The organism is Tractidigestivibacter scatoligenes (assembly GCF_001494635.1).
GTDB lineage: Bacteria > Actinomycetota > Coriobacteriia > Coriobacteriales > Atopobiaceae > Tractidigestivibacter > Tractidigestivibacter scatoligenes.
The window spans coordinates 22,237-44,878 of sequence record NZ_LOJF01000011.1 but is presented as its reverse complement, the minus strand read 5'-3'; the positions used below and the strand labels follow the sequence as shown (position 1 = coordinate 44,878).

Sequence of the window (22,642 nt, the reverse complement as noted above, 5' to 3'; positions counted from 1 at the left end):
GGCTCAAGATGAACAGGGAAGAGATCGAGGGCATCCTGCCGCACCGTCCGCCCATGCTGCTCATCGACGACTGCGAGCTGGTTGACGGTCACGCGGTGGGCCACACTCACGTGACGGGCGACGAGTTCTTCCTCCAGGGGCACTTCCCCGGCAACCCTGTGGTGCCGGGCGTGATCCTCTGCGAGATGCTCGCCCAGAACTGCTGCGTGCTTCTCGCCCAGGGCGGCGCCGCCAAGGACGCCACGCCCTACTATACGAGCCTCGACAAGGTGCGCTTCAAGCACCCCGTGCGCCCCGGCGACACCGTGGAGCTCACCTGCGAGATCACCCGCTCGCACGGCATGTTCCACTTTGCGCACGGCGTGGCAAAGGTGGGCCAGGACATCTGCTGCGTCGCGGACATGTCGTTTGCCCTGGTGCCCCAGAAGGACTGATGGCTCATGTTCCAGAAGGTCCTTATCGCAAACAGGGGAGAGGTCGCCGTCCGCGTGATTCGCGCGTGCAAGGAGATGGGCGTCAAGACAGTCGCCGTGTACTCCACGGCCGACAGCGAGGCGCTGCATGCCACGCTGGCTGACGAGGCCTACTGCATTGGCGGGCCGCGCGCGAGCGAGAGCTACCTCAACACCGACGCCATCCTCACGGTGGCGCTTGAGTCCGGTGCATCGGCCATTCACCCAGGCTACGGCTTCCTCTCCGAGAACGTCGAGTTTGCGCAGGAGTGCAACGACCACGGCCTGGTGTTCGTCGGCCCCTCGCCCGAGGTCATGCGCCGCATGGGCGACAAGGACGAGGCGCGCCGCACCGCTCGCGCGGCGGGCGTCCCCGTGGTGCCTGGCTGCGACCTCCTCGAGTCCGCCGAGCAGGCGCGCGAGGAGGCCGAGAGGATCGGCTGCCCCGTGCTGGTGAAGGCGCGCGCGGGCGGCGGCGGGCGCGGCATCCGCAAGGTCGAGCGCCCGGAGGACGCGCCGGCCGCGTTCGAGACCGCAAGCGCCGAGGCCGAGGCCGCCTTTGGCGACGGCAAGTGCTACATGGAGAAGTTCGTCTCGCCCGCGCACCACGTCGAGGTGCAGGTTATTGGCGACAAGTACGGCAACGTGCTATCGCTCGGCGAGCGCGAGTGCTCAGTGCAGCGGAGAAACCAGAAGCTCCTTGAGGAGAGCCCCAGCCCGTGCCCGGCGCTCACCGAGGACGTGCGCCTGCACATGGAGGCCTGCGCCCGCGACCTCGCCCGCTCCGTGGGCTACGAGGGCGTTGGCACCATCGAGTTCCTGCTCGACGACAACGGCAACTTCTGGTTCATGGAAATGAACACGCGCCTGCAGGTGGAGCACCCCGTGACGGAGTTCGTGACTGGCAAAGACCTGGTCAAGTGGCAGCTCCGCGTGGCAGCAGGCGTGCCGTTGGAGTCCTCGCAGGAGGACATCCGCGTGACGGGGCACGCCATTGAGTGCCGCATCAACGCGGAGACCTCGGACTTCAGGCCGTCCTGCGGCGGCATTACGATGCTCCACGTGCCCAACGGCCCGTGGGTGCGCTTTGACTCCGCGCTCTACGTGGGCTGCGTCGTGCCGCCCTACTACGACTCGCTCCTGGGCAAGCTCGTGGTCTACAGCCCCACGCGCGAGGAGGCCATCCGCAAGATGCGTTCGGCCTTGGGCGAGCTCGTGATCGAGGGCGTGGAGTGCAACGCCGACCTTCAGCTGGACATCCTCTCGAACGAGGAGTTCCTCTCCGGGAACTACCACACCAACCTGATGGGGCACCTCTATGAGTAGCACGCGCGACAAGAGCGAGAACGAGCTCGAGGGGCCGGTCACCGAGGTCCCCATAGACGTGCCTCCCCGCATGGTGCTGGTGCGCTGCCCGCACTGCCGCCACGTGGTGGAGGCAACGGTCCTCTCGCGCGAGCTGGACGTGTGCCCGCGCTGCGGCCACCACATGCGCCTCTCGGCCAGGCGGCGCATCAAGCTCACCGTTGACGCCGGGAGCTTTGTGGAGTGGGACGCGGAGGTAGCTCCGCACGACGTGCTGGACTTCCCCGGCTACCAGGAGAAGCTCTCTGCCGCAAATGCCGCCTCGCACGAGCGCGAGGCCGTGGTGTGCGGCGAGGCCACCATTGGCGGCGAGCGCTGCGCCCTCTTTGTGATGAACTCCGCCTTCATGATGGGCTCCATGGGCAGTGCCGTGGGCGAGAAGATCACGTGCTGCTTCGAGCGCGCGACCCAGGCCGGCCTGCCCGTGGTGGGCTTCACGGTCTCCGGAGGCGCCCGCATGCAGGAGGGCGTGACCTCGCTCATGCAGATGGCCAAGGTCACCAATGCCGTGCGTCGTCACGGCGACGCCGGGCTTCTCTACATCGCTGTGCTCACGGACCCAACCACCGGTGGCGTCACGGCGAGCTTTGCCATGGAGGCAGACATCTGCCTGGCCGAGCCGGACGCCCTTGTGGCCTTCGCCGGGCCGCGCGTGGTCGAGCAGACCACCCACAAGCGCCTGCCGGCGGGCTTCCAGCGTGCCGAGTTCCTTCTCGACCATGGGTTTGTGGACATGGTCGTGGCGCGCGTGGAGCTTCCTGCCACCCTGGCGTACCTGCTCTTCCTTCATGACCGCGCGGCCTTGGGCGACGTCTCGCACGAGGTGCCGCAGTGCCCGGCGGCCTTCCCGGAAGAGCCCCGCTGGCCGGCGCCAAAGCATCCGCAGGCGGCTGTCGAGGTAGACTCCGTCACGCCGTACGACCTGGTCCGTCGCGTGCGCGACACCAACCGGGCAAGCGTCCCCACGGTAGCCGAGCAGGCCTTCTCGGGCCTCATCGAGCTTCACGGCGACCACCTCTTTGGTGATGACCCCGCCGTGATGGGAGGCATCGCACTTCTCGGCAGGCGCCCTGTGACCGTTATCTGCACGGACCGCGGCCGCACCACCAAGGAGCGCGTGGCCAGAAACTTTGGCTCGCCGGAGCCCGAGGGCTACCGCAAGGCGCTTCGTCTCATGAGGCAGGCCGAGAAGTTCGGCCGGCCCGTGGTGTGCCTTGTGGACACCTCCGGAGCATATCCCGGCATGGAGGCCGAGGAGCGCGGCCAGGGTGCCGCCATCGCCGACGACATCATGGCCATGAGTGGGCTGCGCGTGCCCGAGGTGAGTGTCATCATGGGAGAGGGCGGCTCCGGCGGGGCGATTGCCCTTGCCACGGCCGACCGCGTGCTCATGCTCTCGGACGCCGTGTACTCGGTGGTGAGCCCCGAGGCCTGTGCGTCAATCCTCTGGAAGACGCCCAAGCGCGCGGGGGAGGCTGCCGAGGCGCTTGGGATCACGGCGCCAACGCTGGAGCGACTTGGCATCGTCGATGGGGAGATCGACGCTGCTGGCCTGGGCACGCCCGAGTTCGCCGCGCGCCTTGCGGCCAGGCTCCGCGAGGAGCTTGCCGCGCTTGAGGGCAAGGACGGCGATGAGCTTGTCTCGGCGCGCTATGAGAGGTTCCGTCGGATGGGGAGGTTCGACGCATGAGTGAGGACGTACCTGCTAGACCCATAGGAATCGTGTGCGACAGCTCCGCCCCGCTCAAGCGGGCCGAGGCCGCGGCGCTTGGCTGCACGCTTGTCTCGATGCACTATCAGGTGGACGGCGTGCGCCGCGCCGAGGTCTACGAGGGCGAGAACGACGACTACGACACGCTCTTCCGCAACGGTAAGATCCTGGGCACCGAGGCGGTCTTCCAGTCCGCGTGGGCCAAGGCGTTCCGGCGACTCCTCGAGGGTGGCTCGGACGTGCTGTGCATCACCATGTCGTCGAGGCTCTCGGGAACGTACAGGAGCGCCAAGGAGGCCCGTGCGCAGCTCATAGCTGAGGGCTTCGATGGCGAGAGGATCGCGCTGCTCGACTCGTGGACCACCTCGGGCGGGCTAGTCTTTCTCGTCCAGCGCGCGCGGCGGCTCATCGTGGGCGGCGCCACGCTCGAGGAGACCCTCTCCGAGCTTGAGGGTGCGCGTGCGCGGCAAGGAATCGTCTTTACGGTGCCGCGTCTCGACGTGCTCAAGCGGTCCGGGCGGCTGGGCGCCACACGGCGCGCCGTTGCCGGCAAGCTCGACCGCTACCTCATCATGATGCTTGACCAGGGCGGCATTCGCGACGTGGATGTGGCGCACGGCACCACGGCCGTGGCGAGGTCGCTTGTTAAGCAGGTGCCCGAGGGCGCGCGCGACGGGCTGCTCATCGTGACCGGGTACGGCAACTCTGCAGCTACCGGCGCTGTGGTCGAGTGCATCAAGCGGAGGCTCCCGCAGGCGGAGGTCTCGGTGCGTGACGGCGGTCCGGTTGTCTCGCTGCACCTGGGCGTGGGCTCCGTGAGCCTTGCCTGGGACGTGCCGGGGGAGTAGAGGCGCTCGCGAGCAAAGCCGGGCCGGGACCCTAGAACTGATGCGGTTGCGCGTTGTTACCGGGCCGTGGCGATGCCCGGGTGTTTTCCCAGATAACAGCAAAGGCTCCTTATCGTGCCGGTAACAACGCCACTGATGCAACAGCGCGTTGTTACCGGCCCGTGGCTTCTGCCAGACCTTATCTGCGAAAACGCTCGCGAGCAAAGACGGGCCGGTAACAACGAACGCGCGGGCGCCAGGGGGCGTGCTTGCCGGCCCCACCCCAGCCCGCGGCGCGGCTACCCCAGTTCGCGTATGAGGTATTCCGCAAAGCGCCGCGCCGCCAGCGGCAGCGTGGCAGAGTTGCGCCAGCCCAGCGTGATGGTGCGCCGCGGCTCCTCGCGAATGGGCCGCACCACCACGCCGGACTCAAAGCCCACGAGCATCATCTCGTAGAGGATCGTGACGCCCAGTCCCTGGCGAACCATGGCGAGAATCGAATAGTCGTCTGTGACCTCGTAGCACACGCGTGGCGAGAGGCCCGCCTGCTCAAACGCGTGCAGCGTCACGGATTCGCGGCCCTCGTCTAGGAGTATGAACGGCTGCGTGGCGAGGTCGGCAAGCGTGAGCTCGTCCTTCTCGGCAAGCGGGTTTTCGGGAGGCACCACGGCCATCATGCGGTCGGGGCCAAACGAGTGGGACTCCAGACCCGCGGACTCTGCGTCTGCCAGGTTGGTGAAGCCCAGGTCGCACTCCCCATTGCGCACCCACTCCGCAATCGAGGTGTACTCGCTCTGGCGCAGGTTGAAGCGGACGGAGGGGTACAGGCGCCTGAATTCGAGCATGGGGCGGGGGAGAAGGTTCCTGCTCACGCTGGTGAAGGTGCCAATCGTGATGGAGGCGCGTCCCAGGCCCTGGACCTCGCGCTGCTTCTCGGCAAGCGCTCGCTCGTCGCGAGCGACCGCCTGCAGGTAGGGCATGAACTGCTGCCCGTCCTTGGTGAGGGTGACGCCGTCGCGGCCTCGCTCCACAAGCGTGCACCCAAGCTCGCGCTCCAGGGCCTTGACCGTCTGCGAGACGGCGCTCTGCGTGTAGCCAATGCGGTTGGCGACCTTGGTGAAGCTGCCCTCCTCGACAACGTCGACAAAGACTGAGTAGCGAGAGTAGCGTGCCTGTGCGTCCGGCTGCTGAGGCATGTGCGGCCCTTTCTTCAGTTGTTTCCTCGAGTTTCTAGTTATTAGTATAGCTACTCAACTAATTAGAATCATTCGTTTTACTAATAACTAAATCTGTTGCTTAATGTGCTCAGAACGCTTTGAGCGGAGAAGTCCGAGCAGGTTTGGCGGGTGATTCTTGTGGAGTTTGCAGAGACGAGAAACGCGTTTGCCACGGGCGCGCTTGCGAGTGGCGAGCGTCGGGCCCACCGTGGGGCGGGGCTTCTCGCCCGCCATGGCGAGGCGCTGCGCGAGGGTGTTCGCGACGGCGTTCCCATTGCCCTGGGATACCTGGCCGTCTCGTTCTCGCTGGGAATCGCCGCCCGCAAGGTGGGGCTCGATGCGGTGCAGGGCTTCTTTGCGAGCCTCTTCAACAACGCGTCGGCAGGGGAGTACGCCGGCTTTGCCGTGATTGGCGCAGGCGGGTCGCTTCTCGAGATGGCCGTGGTGATGCTTGTGGCCAATGCCCGCTACCTGCTTATGAGCTGCTCGATGGCACAGCGTTTCTCGCCCAAGACGCCGCTCATCCATCGCGTGCTGGTGGGTTTTGACCTCACCGACGAGCTTTTTGGCATCGCGATTGCGCGGCCGGGCGTGGCCGACCCGTACTACAGCTACGGCGCCATGGTCGTGGCGCTTCCCGGATGGGCGCTTGGCGGCATGGCGGGCGTGATTGCCGGCAGCGTGCTTCCCGAGCGCGTCGTGAGTGCGCTTTCCGTGGCGCTCTTTGGGATGTTCCTTGCCATCATCATCCCTCCCGCGCGCAAGAGCCGCGTGATTGCGGGGCTGGTGCTGGCCGGCTTTGCTACCAGCGCTTTGTTTGCATGGACACCACTGCTCTCGGGAGTCTCCGAGGGCACGCGCACCATCATTCTCACCGTGGCGCTCTCGGCGCTTGCGGCGGCGCTCTTCCCGGTGGACGAGCAGGACGGCGGTAGCGAGAAGGCAGGAGACGCGGACTCCGCGATTGCGGTGCCTGCTCCAGAGGGGGACGCCTGCCGTGCGGCCTAGCATCGTTGCCTATCTTGCGGTGATGTCGGCGGTCACGCTGGGGACCAGGATCTTGCCGCTCACGCTCATCCGGCGGCCGATCACCAACCGGTTCCTGCGGTCGTTTCTCTACTACGTGCCATACGTGACGCTTGCCGTGATGACCTTCCCTGCGATTCTCTCTGCGACGGATTCGCTGCTTGCCGGTGCGACGGCGCTGGTCGTAGGCATTGTGGCCGCGTGGCTTGGGGCGAGCCTCCCGCAGGTTGCGGCTGGATGCTGCGGCGTTGTGTTTGCGCTGGAACTGCTGCTCGCGTAGGGGGCGCGTTTCGGTGCCGTGCTTCAGCCCTGTTGGCTCCTCAGCCCCTGCTGCTGAGAAGTAAATCGACATTTTCCTTCCCCGATTGGCCGATTCTGTCCAAATTGTTCTCAACAGTCACCGATGACACTGACGATCTGCCAGAATCGCAGGTCTCCTGAGCTTGCACACATGTGGCCGTTTTGCTCAGCCATGCCCTAACTGCTTCCCACGCTCTCCCAACCGCCCATACTAGACACCTCACAACTAATACGACTGCAGGCACCAAAACGCTTGAAGGGCTGGAAGCATAGTGGGTTCAATCAGCAAGACGCAGGGGAATGACGACAAAGTTACGCGCGGTCAATGGCTGGCGCTGGCGGGACTGGCAGTTTCTGCTTTTATCTTCAACACCTCCGAGTTCATTCCCATTGGCCTTCTCAGCGACATCGGCCAGACCTTCTCGCTCACCGAGGCCCAGACCGGTATCATGATCTCTGTCTACGCGTGGGGCGTGATGCTCTTCTCGCTGCCGCTCATGGTCTTTGCGTCGCGCTTTGACTTCCGCCGACTGCTGCTGGGACTCATCGCCATCTTTGCCACGGGCCAGTTCCTCTCGGCGATTTCGCCCACCTACGTGCTGCTCATTTGCTCGCGTCTGGTGGTGGCCACGTCCCATGCGGTCTTCTGGTCCATCGTGATGGTGGTAGCCGCGCGCGTGGTGAGCCCGCGGCATGCCTCTGCGGCTATGGGCGTTGTTGCCACGGGAAGCTCCATCGCGCAGATTTTTGGCCTGCCGCTGGGTCGCGCAATTGGGCTTGCGCTTGGGTGGCGCATGACCTTTGCCGTGGTGGGGCTGGTCGCGGTTGCAAGCTTTGTGTATCTTGCCGTGGTCTTTCCGCCGCTCAGCGCCGGCGAGAAGTTCACGCTGGACAAGCTCCCCGAGCTCTTCCGCAATGGGCCGCTGGTCTCGCTCTACGTGGCAATCGTGTTTCTCGCCACCGGGCAGTACGTGGCATACAGCTACGTCGAGCCGTTCCTTTCGCAGACGGTCGCCCTGAGCGCGCAGGGCGTGACGGCGGCGCTGGTTGTGATTGGCGCCGCCGGCTTGCTGGGCAGCTATCTCTTCTCGCGCTTCTACGACGGTCACAAGAAGGGCTTCATCGCAGCGTCGCTGGTGGGGGAGACGCTTGCCCTACTGGCGCTGCTACCTGCGGCGACCTCGCTGGGCGCCACCGTTGTCGTGCTTGTGGTGTGGGGTGCGTGCGAGATGGGCTTCTGCGTGGCTCTGCAGTCGATTCTCATCCACATTACCGAGAAGGACCAGGCGTCGGTGGCGATGTCGATTTATTCTGGGCTCTTTAACCTAGGCATTGGCGCGGGTTCGGCCATTGGCGGCGCTACGGTGACGCAGCTGGGTGTGGGTGCCGTTGGCCTTGTGGGCGGCGCGATTGCCGCTGTGGGGACCGCAGTCACCGTTGGCGTGATGTTCACGCTGATGCGCCGGAAGGGTGTGCGGGGGTAGCGGCCCCATTGGACTTCCGGTTGGCAGCAGTTTTGGTGAGAATCCCTATGTGACTGCGACACAGTGGCAATTCGCTGACCTGCGGTTTATCAGACTTTGGATCGCTTTATACTCGGTGTATCCCCGAAAAATCGTAGCCCAACCGTCGATTGGCGCCATCGCGCGCCCGGGAGGCTCCTAACTCTCTTTCGGCGGCGCCGCCTTCGACGCGAATCCGGGTGAAAATGAAGCGAACCCGACCTGGCTCTCCTCACGACGGGTTTCGCGTTAGCTGCAGTCAAGCAAGCTCTCTCAGGCTTAACGTGCGGTCCGCACCAGAGGGATGGTGTCTGATGGTGTATTCAGGTATAAAAACGAAACAGGCCAGACGGCAAATATGCCGTCTGGCCTGTGCTTTTCTGGTCGGGTGGACTGGATTCGAACCAGCGACCCCTTGACCCCCAGGGCGCAATCCTTGATGAATGTCAATAGACACCAGAGGACACCACTTCCACAAATTGTGCTGTTTAACTGGGCATTTGCTGACCTTGACGAACATGAGGCGACCACAGCCCCCGTCATGTAAAGTCGTCCGCAGTACGCAAATAGTACGCCACGTACTATCCACGTACTGCACGTACTGCGACGGCCGCGGGCGGGCGCATCAAAGGTTCAAACGTTGATGGGGGCACGATGCCGAGGAATCTGAGCAATGGGTTCGTCTTCAAGGACGAGAGGTCCGGCCACTGGAGGGCCGCGATCAGCTGGCAGGACGAGGACGGCAGACAGAGGAGGATGACGCGAAACACCCCCGTCGCCTGCTATCCCGACAGGGTTAGCAGGAAGACCGGGAAGGTCACCAGGGACAACCGCGGGAAGGGCGCCGCCGAGGACTTCCTCAGGGAGTGGCGCGACGAGGAGGTCCGAAAGGACGAGGAGCTCTCCGGCACCGTCTCCTGCGAGACGCCGGTATACCGCTACGTCCTCGACTACATAGACATGAAGGAGTCCACCGGCAACATCCTCGCCTCCACGGCGGACGGCTACCGCTGGTACGCGAAGCACCTGCTGGGCACCGAGCTCGGCAAGACCCCCGTGGGACAGGTCACCGCGAGGCAGATCCAGGAGTTCGAGCGCGACATGGTGCAGGACGGCTACGGCGGCAACACCGTCTCGCACACCCACGTGCTGCTCAAGACCGCCTTCATCAGGGCGCGCAGGCTGGGCGACATCCCGTCGAACCCCTTCGACCTTGTCGACGCTCCCAAGAGGCCCACGAAGCCGATAAACTCCCTCGACGCCGCAAGCGTCCGGCAGCTCAACCAGACGCTCGGGAGCGTCGCCGACCCGTTCTCCACCGCCGTGCTCCTCGCGCTCATGACGGGGATGAGGCAGGGCGAGATATGCGCCCTCAGGTGGCAGGACGTCGACCGCGTGTCACGCAAGATCCGGGTCTCGCACGCGCTAACGAGGGCGAACGGCACCTTCGCGCTCTCCACGCCGAAGACCAGGAGCTCGGCCAGGACCATCCCCTACGGCGACGAGCTCGCCCGCGTGCTTGAGGCGAGGGCGCGCGCCATGCACGGCGAGCGCGAGGCGATGGGCCTCGACTGGGACGAGGGGCTCTTCGTCGTGGGCAGCGCCGTCACCGGCGCCTGGAAGAGCCCGATGGCGCTGGGGCAGGAGTGGAGGGCGTTCGTGAGGGTGGCGAGGCTCGTGGGCTCACAGGGCGAGCCGCCGAGGTTCCACGACCTCAGGCACACCTTCGCGACGATGGCGATCGGCTCCGGCGTGGACGTGAAGACCGTGAGCGCCATCCTCGGCCACTCCAACGCGGCGATGACCCTCAACGTCTACGCCGACGCGCTCGCAGACAGCAAGAAGGTCAGCATGGACCTCATGGGCAGGATCATGTCCGCGGGGCTCTCGTAGGAACGGGGTGCAGACGGCACCCATCGAAGCATCGGAAGCGGATTCGGGGCGGAAGCGAGTCCGATTGCCGCGGCGCGTGCGGATGCACACCCTGGGGCGAACGGAACGCCGATGGCGACTTTGGAGGATCGCATTATGGAGTATACGATCGAGGATGTGTCATATGTAGAGTGCTTTCGCTATACTATTGCCATGGCTAAGATAGACGACATATACGGGGCGGCCGACGACTACGGCCTCGTGACGTCCGCGGACGCGAGGGCGCTCGGCGCCTCCGACGCGGAGGTGGTGCAGTACGCGGCGCGCGGCAGGCTCGAGCGCGTGGCCAGGGGCGTCTACCGAGTGCCCGTGTGGCCCTACCAGGAGCAGGCACCCTACGCTATCGCCGTTAGGGCCGCGGGCGAGGGCGCCTACCTCTACGGCGAGTCCGTGGTGGCGCTCCTCGGGCTCTGCCCCACCGACCCGCGCGCAATCCGGGTGGCGACGCCCAGGAGGACCAGGCGCAGCCTCGGCGAGGGCGTGAGGCTCGTCTGGCGGAGGCACCCGGACCGGGTCACGCTGTACGAGGGCATAGCCTGCCAGGAGGCCGCCGACGCGATCCGCGAGGCGGCGAGGACCCTGGGACCCGCCCGCGCCGTCGACGCGGCGCGCGAGGCAGCGCGGATGGGCTACGTCACGCCGGCCGAGCTTGCGGAGATCGAGGGGGAGGTGGGCGCCCATGCCTAAGCGCCCGAACAGCATGAGGCACCTGGACGACGCCATCCGGAGGGCCTCCGGCGGCACCGCCGACGGCTACGTGCGCATGCGCACCCTCGTGGCCAGCGCCATAGTGGCACAGATGCTGCCCGACGGGGTCGTGAAGGGCGGAAGCGCCGTCAGGATGCGCTTCGGGTCCGGGGCCACGCGCTACACTACCGACCTCGACACCGCCACGGCGAGCGACCCGGACGAGTACGCTGCGAGGCTCTCCGATGCGCTCGCCGCCGGATGGGAGGGCTTCACCGGCCGCGTCGTGCGCCGCGAGCCCGCCACGCCACCGGACATCCCCGGCGAGTACGTGATGCGTCCCTTCGACGTGAAGCTCTCCTACCTGGGAAAGTCCTGGTGCACGGTGCCCCTCGAGGTGGGGTTCGACGAGATCGGCGACGCCGAGCGGGCAGACGCGACCAGCCAGGCCGAGGCCTCGGACGCCCTCGGGAGGCTCGGGTTCCCCGCCGTCGGGGACGTGGCCCTCATGGACCTCTGCTACCAGGTTGCCCAGAAGCTCCACGGGCTCACGAGCGGCGGCGACCGCGTGCGCGACCTCGTCGACCTCCAGCTCATCATGGGCAACGCCGACGTGGACCTGGCGCGCACGAGACAGGTCTGCGTGAGGCTCTTCGCCTACCGGAAGGCACAGGAATGGCCGCCCAGGGTCGTCGCCGGAGAGGGCTGGAGCGAGCTCTACGCCGACCAGGCGGATGGGCTCGACGTGTTGCAGGACTTCGCGGAGGCCATCGAGTGGGCCAACGGGCTCGTCGCCCGCATCGATGCCTCACGGTAGCGGGAAGTCGCAAGCGACCCAGTCCTTCAATACCAGTCGCCAGCCCCAGAATGCGAGCACGCCGCCACCGTTAGCACGGCGACGTCCAGACCACGAATCCGATTGACCGCCAATCCCGGCTGGTTAGAATGGAACCAGATGTCAAAACCCGATAGGGTTTTATGTGGCGGGGACGCACGAGCGCCTCCGCCTAATTTTTGCTCGAAGGCATCACTGGCATAGCCACCAAAACACATGGATACGAGACATGGAGTCGGGACGATGAAGTGGATCTATGATTCCGACGGCAACGCGGACCTCGAAGAGGTCGCGTTCGCGGAGAAGGGCATCTCGGCAATCCTGGAGAATGTCGACCTCTCTTCGGCGCCAAGTGACGCTGCGGACGCCGCGATGTGCCTCCTGGGGCGTTTGGTAAGGGAGCTCGCCGAGGCGACCGAGGCGCACTCCCATGCGGGAGGCGGCTTCCCTGCGCGGTAGGGTCATCCTCACCGTGCGGGCCAGGTGCTGCGTGAGTTGCAAGTCGGTCCCCACGATCCTGCGGGAGCGTGGGGACATCGGGCCGGATGTGCCCTTCCGACATCCGCTGCGCCGGGGACATCGTCGGCATCCCCTTTCCTCGCGGTCGTCGAAAGCGCCCGGCCGGCGCGGCAGCGGAGGTCGCCCCCGCGCCGGGTCGGTGCAGAAGATCGCCGCACTTCCGCGCCAACACCTCCAATCCCTCCCTCGCCCAAGACGCTGGCACAGGGAGCAAGCACCTCTTCCCGCTCCCCGACGGCCCGCGCGACTGGTCGGCGCCGCGCCACGCCCGCAAGGGCGCGCCGCCCCGCCACGCGGGCCTTGCCGCTCGTTGGGCGAGGGAGGGCAAAGGGCCTTCCCACGTCCTAGGGAGGTCACCATGACCGAGAAGACAGAGAGCGCCGCAGCAGTGACCGAGGAGAGTCTCGTCGCCACGTGCGAGGGCGTCGTGAGAGACTACCTCGCCCACAGGGGATACGAAGTCCACGCGGGCGACGGCTGGTCATGCGACTGCGAGGACGCGCCAATCGTGGCCACGGACGGCGACGAGACGGTGCTCATAGCGGTCATCTCCGGCTACGAGGAGGGCTCGGCCAGGATGCCCGAGCTCAACGTGGGAGCCGCCGAGTTCGCGATAATGAGGCGCGCGTGTCTGCTCTACCTCGCGGACCACGGCGACGTGGACGCGATACGCCACGACGTCGTCTCCATCGTCGTGACGGGAGAGCGCCAGGCGAAGCTCCGCCACCTCATTGGCGCCTGGCAGTGGGCGGAGAGGAAGGATTGACCTAGGACGTCATAACACAGACACCGCTCACGGCAGGAAGGCGACCGTTCGGGGAAACCCGGGCGGTCGTCCCTTTCCTGCCGCCACGGCCGCAGCCAAGCCCTCCCGCGGCCGCCCTCCCCGCCGTCAGGAACACCTAGCGACGGCGGGGAGGTAAAAACAAGAAGTCATGTTTGTATCTCACACTGACCGAAAAGCTAAATGTGCTTCTCAAGTATTGCTTCCATTATCGCGATCCAATCGAGAATTCATTGTTTAATTCGCTTCATGCTCAACTGCCTCGAGGCTCGCAAGCACAGACTGGTATTTACTTTTATCGAGGGCGATGGCGTCGATAAAGTCTTTACTAGCTTCAATAAGAATCTCTCTAAAACTCTTTATATCGAAACCGTCGTAACCACACTCGACCTTGATGTCATCAGGACTGAATTGATCCATTATTGAAACGATGGAGCTTACTAGCCCCTCTATGTCAGGCGCATCGCTCTGTAAAGTTATCTCATGCCCCGGCATCAGTGTTACCTTAATCTCTCTAGTCCCCATACTTCACCAGCCTTCTCTTAACAGCGTCTTTTCCGCCATCGAGGATGAGTGATGCTCTGTCGAGTATGTCATCGTATTCAAGAGCCCCATAGGCATACTTGAAAACTCCTGGCTGTGGCTGCTCTGCCACGATTACATTCTCAGCATCTGCATTTATTACTATGTTTGCGTCGTGCGTAACGACTATCACTTGTCGTGAGTGTTTCAAATCCTTAAACCAGCCCCGGATCTTACTGTAAATCGTCTGGTTGTCGACATTGTCCTCCGGCTGGTCGATGAGCAGCGGGAGATTCGTATCCTTGTGAACGATGTACTCGAGAAGGATATTTGTTTGCGTGCCAGGAGACATAGTCCTGATATCTCGGTACATACCATGTCCGTCGTCGAAGCATATTGAGGAGCTCTCAACGTAATTTAGCTTGAAGCTGACCAAGTCACTGTAAAGTTGCTCCCAGTCCGACCCCTTCTTGTAGCCATCCTCATCAAAGCAGAACGATTGAATGAACTTCCAGAGGTTTTTGCGTGAGCACTTTCCCTGCCCAGAGAGTGCGAGCTTCCGGCTGTTAATTGTTCTTACCATAAAGTCGATTGGGTGTTCTACGGAAAGTTCCCGCACGAATTTGAATGCGTTCTTACTCTCACCATCCGCAAATCCGCATTGCTCACAATGAACGCTTGCATTGCGCAAGACGTTACATTATCTTCTGAAACATATAGCGCACCTTGCTTGCCATACGAGCAAATGTGAGCATCCTTCATCTGTTACCCAATCCTCAACAAACCCTGGTAGAACGATCCGGGGAACACGAATCTCCGCGACGGCTTCTTCTTATGGTTGTCGTTCTCAAACGACACCTCGATGTAAGAGTCATCCAAGCTGACGATTTGGCCATAACCGAACGCCTTGTGGAACACCGTGTCGCCAAGATCCAGGCCGTTGAGCTCAGCCTTTGTGACAATGGGGGTAGGCTTGACGGGCTCGAACGATTCTTCGGGGTAGCCCTTGAGCCACCAGGCGGCGCGGCCGCCCGTCGCCCTCCCCCCATGGGAGCTGAGCTTGAACCCCGCACCACGCTCGTTGAGCTTCTTTACGAGTGCGGACGCCGCTGCGGAGTCGATGACCCAGAGGCAGCCATCGCCCTCCCGTCTGTCGAGGTATTCCAGCCCGGCATCGTCAAGTTCATCGTCAAGCCAGTCGCGCCTTGCATCCCCCTCGCCCATCGGAGTGAAGCTTGCCGATGGCGCGCCGCCCTTCGAAAGGGTGGGATTGGCCTTGTCAGTCGGCTTCGTAGCGACTGGCGAGGTCGTGTGTTCGTCCGTTGTTCGTGCCTGCTCGGTTGCGGAAGCCTTCGACAGCCCGTTGGGCTCTACCATTGACTCCTGCTGGGCCATCTCCATGTACTCGAAGTCAGAGAGGGTAGTATCGAAGAGACCGACCCTCTCGCCCTCGTGGCGGTTCACGCCCGCGTAGGTGAGGGAGGAGTCCTCGTAGCGGCGGAACTTGTAGACCGCATCGTTCATGAGGGCGTCGTTGAAGACCCCAAGCGACACCAGGAGCTCGAAGTCCTTGACCGTGAGCCCCGTCACCTTCTTGAAGAGCCCAGGCTCCAGCTGCGTGATCACATCCTTGAGCGTCTGCTCGCGGTAGTCCGTGAGGTACATGAAGACGGGGATTCGCGTCGCGAACTTGATGAGCTTTTCCTGAATCTGCTTGCGCTTGCTCTTGAGCTCCTTCTCCTCGGCGGTCATCTCCTTCTGCTCCTTGGACGTGAGGTTGTCCTTCTCGCGCTTGGCCTTCTTTATGGCCTCGGAGCGGTTGATGATCGTCTCGATGTCCTGGTTGAGGTTGCGGAAGCCCTCTATGCTCATGAGCGCCTTCAGCGCGTCTTCGTTGCCGAGGATACGGCGCAGGGTGTCGTTGTCTACGTTGACGAGCAGCGCGCTCTCCCAGCGCCGTGCCAGGAGCGTCGCTGAGGTCCCGGCCATCGCGATGTCGAGGATGTCGGCGGCGCTCACGGGGCGCATGGCGCTCCCGTCGTAGGCGAGGACCGGCAGGAAGTTGATGAACTCGCCGACCTTCTGCTCGGGCCCCTCGTTCTCGTCCACCTTGAGGCGGCAGCTGTAGTCGGAGACCATGCGCAGCGAGCGGTCGAGCGCGAAGTCGAAGACGTAGCACTCCTTCTTGACGATCTGTGTCTTCCCGGAGTCATCCGTGACGGTCCAGGGGGACTGCACGCGGAACGCGGCTTGGAAGTACGTCTCCGGGCTCTTCATGTTCGTCAGCATGAATATCCCCGTCCAGGGCTTCACGGTGACGCCCGTCGTGAGCTTGCCGCAGGTGAGGGTGATGGTCTGCGAGTTGAGCGGGTCGGCCATCGACTCGCGCACCTTGTCGAGCGCCGCCTCGCCGACTCCTGCCTCGGGTCCCGCGCAGACGTTCACCGTGTAGTCGTGGAAGAAGACGTTCTGCGGCTCGGCGAGGAGGTTGCGCATCGCGTAGCAGCTGTTGACGCGCGGCAGGTACCAGAGCGTGTGGTTGAGCACGCGAAGGAGCCGCGTGTCGGAGTACGGGAGGGCTGGCTTCTCGGCCCCGAGCTTCAGGTCGTCCACCGCCGAGGGCCTGTAGGCCCCCCGGATGAGGTCGAGCCACTTCTGGACCGAGTCCTTGAGCACGAACTCCGCCTCGTCGCCCTCCCCCCTGGCCTCGAAGAAGGCGTTGAGGTCGAAGCCGTTGTACTCGCCGCCGAGCGCAACCCTGCGGATCTCGTCGGGCATCTGGTAGGTGAGCATGACCATGCGCGGCAGGCTCTCGTAGGGGTTCGGCCGGCCGGGGTGCTCGCTGGGCCACGCCTCCTTCGCCGCCTGCTCGTCGGAGTAGGTCCAGTTGAAGATCTGCTCCTCGATGAACTCGCCCGAGTTGAGGGCGCGGAAGGGCGTGCCGGAGAGGAAGAGGTAGTAGCGGGTCACGATCGGCAGGTCGCCCTCGTCCATCTCGTTTCCGGTGTTCACCTTGCCGACGCGGGTGTCGATGTCCTCCTGCGTGTCCCGCTCGTCCTCGTCCTCGGGCTCGAAGAGCGTCTTGGAGTTCTCGTTCCACGCGCCGAAGTGGTACTCGTCGAAGACGACGAGGTCCCAGTCCTCCTCGCGCACCCACTCGTGCTGCGGCTTGATGCGCCCGGAGCGGTCGCGGCCCAGGAAGTCCTGGAAGGAGCCGAAGCAGACGATCGGGCGGGACTTGTCGGCCGCCTCGTACTGCTCGGCGATGTCCGGCCTGCTCGGCTCCTTTGGGCGGCTGATGAACTGCCATCCCTCGAATTCGACGTGCGTGGCGAGGTCCTCCTCCCACGCCGCCTGGACCGCCGGCTTGAAGGTGAGCACGAGCAGGCGCCTGAAGCCCATGTCCTTGGCGAGCTCGTAGGTGGCGAAGGTCTTGCCGAAGCGCATCTTCGCGTTCCAGAGGAACTTGGGCGTGCGCGCGCCGCCCTCCTTCTCGATGGAGCGGAAGTAGGCCTCGGTCTTGTGGACGGCGGCCTCCTGCTCGGGCCGCATCCTGAAGGTCTGCGTGCGCCGCTCGACGTTCTCGGCGCGGTCGCGCACAGCGACGTAGGCGGCCCTCACGTCGTCCACGGTGCAGCGGAACCACTCGGTCTTCTTCCCGTCGCGGTCGCGCAGGCGCTTGAAGCCGTTCTCCTCGAGGTTGGCGTGCACCTCGTGGTCCAGAAACACGGTGCCGTCGTCGCGCATGGCGGGCGCGGTGAACACGACCTCGTAGGGCTTCTCGCCGGGCTTGAGCGTCGGGTAGTGCTCGTGCATGCGCTCCTCGATGGTGCGCCCGGTGTAGCCGACCTTGAGCAGCCCCTTGAGCTCGCGGTTGTGCGGCTCGCAGTAGGCGTAGATGATCGGCTGGACGTCCGGTCGCTCGGGGAAGAAGTCGTTAGTGGGCATCAGTCCTCACCCGGGTTCATTTCCTTGATGTGGTTCTCGATGTATGCGGTCTCCTGGTCGTCTAGGCTAAACTCGTTGTAGAGGTCGACGTCGGTCCAGCTCCTCGAGAAATCGAGGTCGGGCACGAACATGAAGGACTTCTTGTTGACCATCTGCGCGGAGGCCACTTGGCTGATGAGGAAGCGTGGGAACTTGAGCGCGAGGTATGCCATGCAGTTGCGGGCCTCCGCCTCGGTGTCGAAGGTCTTCACGACGATATACGTCTCTGTGCAGACCTCCTTGGGCCCGAGGACTTCGAGGATGGAGAGCACGCGACGCATGCCCTGGGCGTCGGTGCCACCGGCGTGTTCATAGACGACGCGCGACACGATGACCTTCCACTTGTCTATCCATTCCTGTCCGGCCGTGATTGCGGTGCGCTCGATGGGCCCCCTGCCGTTTCTCCAACGTAGCGTGAGGTCGCCCCTGCCAGTGGGCTGGGCGAACGTGCGCAGGCCGAAGGGCTTTTGGCTGCTGACGTAGGCGCTAAGGAACTTGCTGGTATGTGCCGTAACCTTGTCCACGATGGAAACGGCTTGGTTGGAGCGTATGAGGATGTCGTAGCGGCCGAGGTCGCGCTCCTGCTCGTCTGCCTCGCCGTTCTTCATGTTGATAACGGCGCAGTCGCCCTTGTAGTCGCGCTCCCACAGGAAGTAGGAGACGCCGCCGGACATGTCGACGCCGGGGAAGCACTCGTTTGCGTCCTCGTAGTCAACGAGCTTCCTGATGTGCCGGTCGTTGAGCATGTCCTTGCGGTAGGAGTCGAGGCCGCGCCCGCCGGAGAACCAGCGGGAGGGCGTAATCATCACGAGGAAGCGGGGGTTGAGCTTCTTGGCCTGCTCCACGAACTTCTGGTAGATGGGCATGGCAGAGGCGTTGTTGCCGCCATCGCTTAGCTGATAGGGCGGATTTCCTATGATGACGTCGAACTTCATGTGCAATACCTCTTCAGGATTGTCAATGTGAATGAACTCGTATGCGTATTGCTCAAGCGACGGGTCCCTGTCGTATTGCTGTTGGGCAGCACCGCACCAGACGCAACGCCCGTCACGCCAAGTGTGCTGGACATTCTTGAAGCGAATGTTGCCCTCAGGGCCGTCGAATCGGACGACGGAGTACTTGCTGTTGGGGTACTTGGAGCAGTACAGGCTCCTCCGCGAGAGCAGGCTCGTGAGCTCGGTGATGGCGATTCCGAAGATCTGCCTCTTGTAGATGTGGTCGAGCCGCTCCTGGAGATCGGGGTACTCGTCCGCCAGCCCCTCGATGAGCCGCTTCGCGATCTCGCGCAGGAACACACCGGACTTGCACGCGGGGTCGAGGAAGGTCGCGTTCGGGTCGTGCCATATGTCCTCGGGCAGGAGGTCGAGCATCTGGTTAGCGAGCTCGGGCGGGGTGAACACCTCGTCGTTGCTGAGGTTGGCGAGGCAGCTAAGCACATCTGGATTGTAGGTGCTCTCGAAGAGGCTACTCATAGCTCTGCACCTCGTAGAAGCTCACGAGAGGGTACTCACGGATGGGCTTGGGGATGAACGACTTCGTCTCCTCGTCGTACTCCCAGTCGACCGCTGGATTGTTGCCTGCTCCGAAGAGCGAGCGCGTCTGGCCCTTATCGACGTTGCCCTCCAGCATCTCGTCGAGACGGAAGTCGCGGCGCTTCACCTTGTCTCCCAGAACGACAGACCACTCTGAGAATATGATCGGCTCGTCGGTGTCGTTGCCGGCCGCGTCGACGGCCTTGAGGCTGAGCGCGTTGCCGTTGAGGATGTTTCGCTCGAGCACGAATGCAATCGCATCAAGGAAGGCCTGGTTCTGGCTCCCCTTGGACACACGCGCATAGCGACTCCCGACGATCCCATACAGCCTCTTGCGGCATGTAATCGTGTTGTCACGGAGAAGCTCGACACCGTAGATGCTGCCTACCGCGATGAACGCGTATCTCTCCCACTCGGGGAGCGACCTGCGATATCGCGAGTCGACCACGTCCAGTTTTCTTCTGAGCACCTCGGAGAGGAAGTTGCCGTCGCCACAGGCGGGCTCGAGGAACCGCGAGTCAATGCGCTCGGTCTCCTGCTTCACCATGTCGAGCATGGCGTTGACCTCGCGCTCGTTCGTGAACACCTCGCCGTGCTCCTGGACGCGCTCCCTTGACTTGACCTGTCCTGCCACCCTCTAGTCCCCCTCGGAGAGTTCGTTGATGATGCACGAGCGGATGAATGCCGAGAAGCTGACGCCCCTGAGGCGAGCGGTCTCCGCCGCTGCGTCCTTGAGGTTCCTCGGGACCCTTAGCGTTATCGGCGTAGGTTCGCCCTCGGAGAGATAGTCCATCACCTGAGTGGACGTGGCGCCGGAATCGACGAGCTCGGAGTACTTCATGGCTCACCCCTCGCAATTAGCGTGCAAAATGCAATAAATGTAACTACATTCTAGCAGTTTGCCCCTATCCGTAAACAAGCTTCTCCGGGGACAGCAAGTAGCCCATCCTGTACACCCACGGTGGCCAGGATGGACGCGGCGGACGGCGCGGACAGGCTGGCCGCGGAGGCAGCCCCGTTGGCGCAGACTGGCGTCTGTGCCCCGGGGGACGCCCCCGCGGGCAGAACCGTCCGACCGTCCTTTCGCTCTGCGGGGGATGCCCCGCGCCCCTGGGGGTGACCGACTTGAGCCGAGACGCCATGCCGAACCGCCTGAACGTCCGCGTGTCCGACGAGGAGCTCGAGGCCCTGCGCAGGGCCTCCGCCGAGCTCTCCTGCTCGAGGAGCCAGGTGGTGAGGCTCCTCATCCACTGCCTCGCGGACGGCGGGGCGCGCATGGGCGTCGGCACCGTCGCCTTCGACTACGAGACCTCGCACGGCATCGTGAGAAACCTGCGCTCCATAGGGACGCTCTACAACCAGTCCGTGGCCGCGCTGAACACCATCGCCAAGGTCGCCCGCGAGTCGCCGGACGAGGTGGCTGCCGAGGACGCGCTCGAGACGCTCAGGGTCGTGGACGCGGAGATGACCTACGTGGCGGACTCCATCGGGTGCCTCCGCGAGGACGTGGCGAGGCTCTCCGACAGGCCCGCCGTCTTCCTCTGGAGCTGACGCGCATGCCGGCGATCAAGGCCATATCGGGGCACACGGGTCTCGCAGCCGCGAGGAGGTACCTCGAGCGGGACGGGAGGGCGCTTGCCAGAGACCTGCTGCACTTCTCGCGGATCGACGAGGCCGTGCGACAGTCGGGGCGCGGCGTGGACGACTTCGAATGGGACGTGGCCATGGACGAGACCAGGCGCGCAAACGGCAACGACGCCCCCTGGCGCGGCAGGCCGGCCAGGACCTACAAGCACTACGTCCTCTCGCCCGACCCGCGCGACGGCGTCTCGCTCGCGGACCTCAGAGGGCTCGCCGTGCGCTGGGCCGAGGAGAGCTTCCCGGACTTCCAGGTGGCCATCGTCTACCACGACGACAACGAGGGGCGCATCCCCCACGCGCATGTGATTGTGAACAACACGAACCTCGCCACGGGGAACAGGCTCCGCGACCCCGACCCCGGCCTCCTGAACGGGCGCCTCCAGGCGATCGCGCGGAACATGGGACTCTCGCACTTCGAGGGCAGGATCGACGCAGGGCACCCTGACACGCGCAAGCGCGCCTCGCGGGAGAACTACCAGAGGGTCCACGTGGGACGCGCGGAGGCGGAGCTCTCCTCCAGGGGAGCTTACTCCTGGGTCGCAGACATCCGGTCGAGGGTCGACGTCGCCATCGCCTCCTCCAGGACGGAGCGGGAGCTGCTCGGCAGACTCTCGCGCCTGGGCGTCGAGGCGAGCGTCCGCGGCGACGGCAGCGACTGGACCTTCTCCCTCGCAGACCAGCCCTCTAGGAGGGTGAGCGGAACGCGGCTCGGCACCGACTACCGCCGCACAGACGTGCTCACGAGGCTCGCCGCGCGACGCGGAGAGGCGCTCCTGCCGGACGGGTCCGTCGTGAGCGTTGAGGAAGCGGCGCGCCGCGCCATCGAGCTCAGGGACTTCTCCGAGCTCAGGGGACTCTCCTCCGCCGTCGCAGTGATCGAGGAGACGCGCGCACGCTCCGTAGAGGAGCTCGTCGCGGCGGCCGAGCGCTGCGACGAGCCCGGCGTGAGGGAGCGAATCGATGCCGCCGCCGCGCTGGCAAGGGAGTACGGCATGCTGCCGAAACGCAGGGAGGCTGCGAGGCGCACCGGGCACGCGCAGAGGAAGGACGCTCGCAGTGGCGTGCGCCAGAGCACCCAGAACGACGAGGGGCGCACCGGCCGGCAGCAGCCGGAGCTCGGGCAAGACCGCCGCATGGACGGGAGGCCGCGATGAGGGTAACGGTGTCATTCGTGGACGGGCGCCTGGAGGAGTTCGACTCCGACAGACTCACACGGCCGGACCCGCTTCCCGGGAGGAGCGTCCTCTCCGACCTCGTGCTCTCGCTGGGGGACGACGGCATCTGGCTCGAGCTCGACTACTACGACTCCCAGGGCGTCGCGGAGGGTGAGGCGCTCAGGAGGCGCCGCGGATGGCGGGCGCAGCTCGCGACGCCAAAGGAGCTCGGCTCTGTGTCCAGGGTGGACGTCGACGGCGCAGCGAGGTGGCTGAGGGCGGGAGGCGGGCTCGTTGACGTGTCGCGCCTCGATGACGTCCGCGCCATGCTCGATGACGGCCCGTCCGACCTCCCGGCGCTTTCCGCCTGGGCGTACCGTACGGGCCTCTCGATCCCGGAGGTGGCGGGCGACGACCCGCGAGATGCCACGGAAAGGGTCTGCGCTTGGATGGGCGTGCCTGCCGGGAGCCTCGAATTCTTGTCGCGCGTGCGTGCTACGGTCTCGCAAACGTCGGATCCCGGATTCGGAGGTGCGTCATGAGGCGGTTCTTCTCGGCCCTGGGCAGGATCACGCTCGCCGTTCTGAGGGGATTCCTGCGCGTCCTCATCTGGGCGCTGAGGCTGGCGCTGCGCGCCGTGTTCTGAGGG

The 22,642-nt window shown here is 64.5% G+C and carries 22 protein-coding genes; 15 read left to right on the top strand and 7 right to left on the bottom strand.

Going from position 1 to position 22,642, the window contains the following annotated elements; all coding sequences use genetic code 11:
• Positions 1-8: 8 nt before the first annotated feature.
• From fabZ to AUL39_RS08855, 4 genes are read left to right on the top strand one after another with little or no spacing between them, the layout of a single operon-like run.
• Positions 9-434, top strand: a complete 426-nt coding sequence (gene fabZ, locus AUL39_RS08870) for a 3-hydroxyacyl-ACP dehydratase FabZ (RefSeq protein WP_059055445.1) — start codon at positions 9-11, stop codon at positions 432-434.
• 6 nt (positions 435-440) lie between these two features.
• Positions 441-1,778 (top strand): acetyl-CoA carboxylase biotin carboxylase subunit, encoded by a 1,338-nt coding sequence (locus AUL39_RS08865; RefSeq protein ID WP_059055442.1) that lies wholly within the window; start codon positions 441-443, stop codon positions 1,776-1,778.
• Positions 1,771-3,507, top strand: coding sequence for an acetyl-CoA carboxylase carboxyltransferase subunit alpha/beta (gene accA, locus AUL39_RS08860; RefSeq protein WP_059055440.1), 1,737 nt, complete (start codon positions 1,771-1,773; stop codon positions 3,505-3,507). Before AUL39_RS08865 ends, accA begins: the two co-directional genes overlap by 8 nt.
• Positions 3,504-4,376, top strand: a complete 873-nt coding sequence (locus AUL39_RS08855) for a DegV family protein (protein ID WP_082667349.1) — start codon at positions 3,504-3,506, stop codon at positions 4,374-4,376. Before accA ends, AUL39_RS08855 begins: the two co-directional genes overlap by 4 nt.
• Before the next feature lie 278 nt (positions 4,377-4,654).
• Here the strand turns inward: AUL39_RS08855 and AUL39_RS08850 are convergent, their stop codons facing one another.
• Positions 4,655-5,551: a LysR family transcriptional regulator gene (locus tag AUL39_RS08850; RefSeq protein WP_059055437.1), complete on the bottom strand. Its 897-nt coding sequence runs from the start codon at positions 5,549-5,551 to the stop codon at positions 4,655-4,657.
• Positions 5,552-5,710: 159 nt separating this feature from the next.
• On the opposite strand from AUL39_RS08850, the gene AUL39_RS08845 reads away from it, so the two are divergent.
• The 8 genes from AUL39_RS08845 to AUL39_RS08810 all read left to right on the top strand — a co-directional run bounded on the left by AUL39_RS08845 (position 5,711) and on the right by AUL39_RS08810 (position 13,139).
• Positions 5,711-6,580 carry an AzlC family ABC transporter permease gene (locus AUL39_RS08845; RefSeq protein ID WP_082667375.1) on the top strand — a complete coding sequence of 290 codons (870 nt, stop codon included), beginning with the start codon at positions 5,711-5,713 and terminating at the stop codon, positions 6,578-6,580.
• A complete protein-coding gene (locus AUL39_RS08840; RefSeq protein WP_059055434.1) occupies positions 6,570-6,878 on the top strand; it encodes an AzlD domain-containing protein in 309 nt (102 codons plus the stop codon). The genes AUL39_RS08845 and AUL39_RS08840 overlap by 11 nt, the downstream gene beginning before the upstream one ends.
• A 292-nt stretch (positions 6,879-7,170) precedes the next feature.
• Complete coding sequence (locus tag AUL39_RS08835; RefSeq protein ID WP_235810822.1) at positions 7,171-8,382, top strand: MFS transporter; 1,212 nt, start codon at positions 7,171-7,173, stop codon at positions 8,380-8,382.
• A gap of 774 nt (positions 8,383-9,156) precedes the next feature.
• Positions 9,157-10,293 carry a tyrosine-type recombinase/integrase gene (locus tag AUL39_RS08830; RefSeq protein WP_160327070.1) on the top strand — a complete coding sequence of 379 codons (1,137 nt, stop codon included), beginning with the start codon at positions 9,157-9,159 and terminating at the stop codon, positions 10,291-10,293.
• A 135-nt stretch (positions 10,294-10,428) separates the two neighbouring features.
• Entirely contained in the window at positions 10,429-11,019 is a 591-nt protein-coding gene (locus AUL39_RS08825) for a type IV toxin-antitoxin system AbiEi family antitoxin domain-containing protein (protein ID WP_235810821.1), read from the top strand.
• Positions 11,012-11,836 (top strand): nucleotidyl transferase AbiEii/AbiGii toxin family protein, encoded by an 825-nt coding sequence (locus AUL39_RS08820; RefSeq protein ID WP_059055429.1) that lies wholly within the window; start codon positions 11,012-11,014, stop codon positions 11,834-11,836. The genes AUL39_RS08825 and AUL39_RS08820 overlap by 8 nt, the downstream gene beginning before the upstream one ends.
• Positions 11,837-12,097: 261 nt before the next feature.
• Entirely contained in the window at positions 12,098-12,313 is a 216-nt protein-coding gene (locus AUL39_RS08815) for a hypothetical protein (protein ID WP_059055428.1), read from the top strand.
• A 418-nt stretch (positions 12,314-12,731) separates the two neighbouring features.
• Positions 12,732-13,139, top strand: a complete 408-nt coding sequence (locus AUL39_RS08810; protein ID WP_059055426.1) for a PDDEXK family nuclease — start codon at positions 12,732-12,734, stop codon at positions 13,137-13,139.
• Positions 13,140-13,394: 255 nt separating this feature from the next.
• On the opposite strand, the gene AUL39_RS08805 is transcribed toward AUL39_RS08810, so the two are convergent.
• The 6 genes from AUL39_RS08805 to AUL39_RS08780 all read right to left on the bottom strand — a co-directional run bounded on the left by AUL39_RS08805 (position 13,395) and on the right by AUL39_RS08780 (position 20,039).
• Positions 13,395-13,682, bottom strand: coding sequence for a hypothetical protein (locus AUL39_RS08805; RefSeq protein WP_059055423.1), 288 nt, complete (start codon positions 13,680-13,682; stop codon positions 13,395-13,397).
• Positions 13,672-14,262 carry an AAA family ATPase gene (locus AUL39_RS08800; protein WP_059055421.1) on the bottom strand — a complete coding sequence of 197 codons (591 nt, stop codon included), beginning with the start codon at positions 14,260-14,262 and terminating at the stop codon, positions 13,672-13,674. The genes AUL39_RS08805 and AUL39_RS08800 overlap by 11 nt, the downstream gene beginning before the upstream one ends.
• A gap of 182 nt (positions 14,263-14,444) precedes the next feature.
• Positions 14,445-17,627, bottom strand: a complete 3,183-nt coding sequence (locus AUL39_RS08795; protein ID WP_059055419.1) for a GIY-YIG nuclease family protein — start codon at positions 17,625-17,627, stop codon at positions 14,445-14,447.
• A complete protein-coding gene (locus AUL39_RS08790) occupies positions 17,627-19,138 on the bottom strand; it encodes an Eco57I restriction-modification methylase domain-containing protein (protein WP_059055417.1) in 1,512 nt (503 codons plus the stop codon). Before AUL39_RS08790 ends, AUL39_RS08795 begins: the two co-directional genes overlap by 1 nt.
• Complete coding sequence (locus AUL39_RS08785) at positions 19,131-19,832, bottom strand: hypothetical protein (RefSeq protein ID WP_059055415.1); 702 nt, start codon at positions 19,830-19,832, stop codon at positions 19,131-19,133. The genes AUL39_RS08790 and AUL39_RS08785 overlap by 8 nt, the downstream gene beginning before the upstream one ends.
• A 3-nt stretch (positions 19,833-19,835) precedes the next feature.
• Complete coding sequence (locus AUL39_RS08780; protein WP_059055413.1) at positions 19,836-20,039, bottom strand: YlcI/YnfO family protein; 204 nt, start codon at positions 20,037-20,039, stop codon at positions 19,836-19,838.
• A 275-nt stretch (positions 20,040-20,314) separates the two neighbouring features.
• Between AUL39_RS08780 and AUL39_RS11130 the strand changes: the two genes are divergently transcribed.
• The 3 genes from AUL39_RS11130 to AUL39_RS08765 all read left to right on the top strand — a co-directional run bounded on the left by AUL39_RS11130 (position 20,315) and on the right by AUL39_RS08765 (position 22,535).
• A complete protein-coding gene (locus AUL39_RS11130) occupies positions 20,315-20,749 on the top strand; it encodes a ribbon-helix-helix domain-containing protein (RefSeq protein ID WP_160327068.1) in 435 nt (144 codons plus the stop codon).
• Between the two features lie 125 nt (positions 20,750-20,874).
• Entirely contained in the window at positions 20,875-21,993 is a 1,119-nt protein-coding gene (locus tag AUL39_RS08770; protein WP_153001612.1) for a relaxase/mobilization nuclease domain-containing protein, read from the top strand.
• Entirely contained in the window at positions 21,990-22,535 is a 546-nt protein-coding gene (locus AUL39_RS08765) for a hypothetical protein (protein ID WP_059055406.1), read from the top strand. Before AUL39_RS08770 ends, AUL39_RS08765 begins: the two co-directional genes overlap by 4 nt.
• The last annotated feature ends 107 nt before the right edge of the window (positions 22,536-22,642 follow it).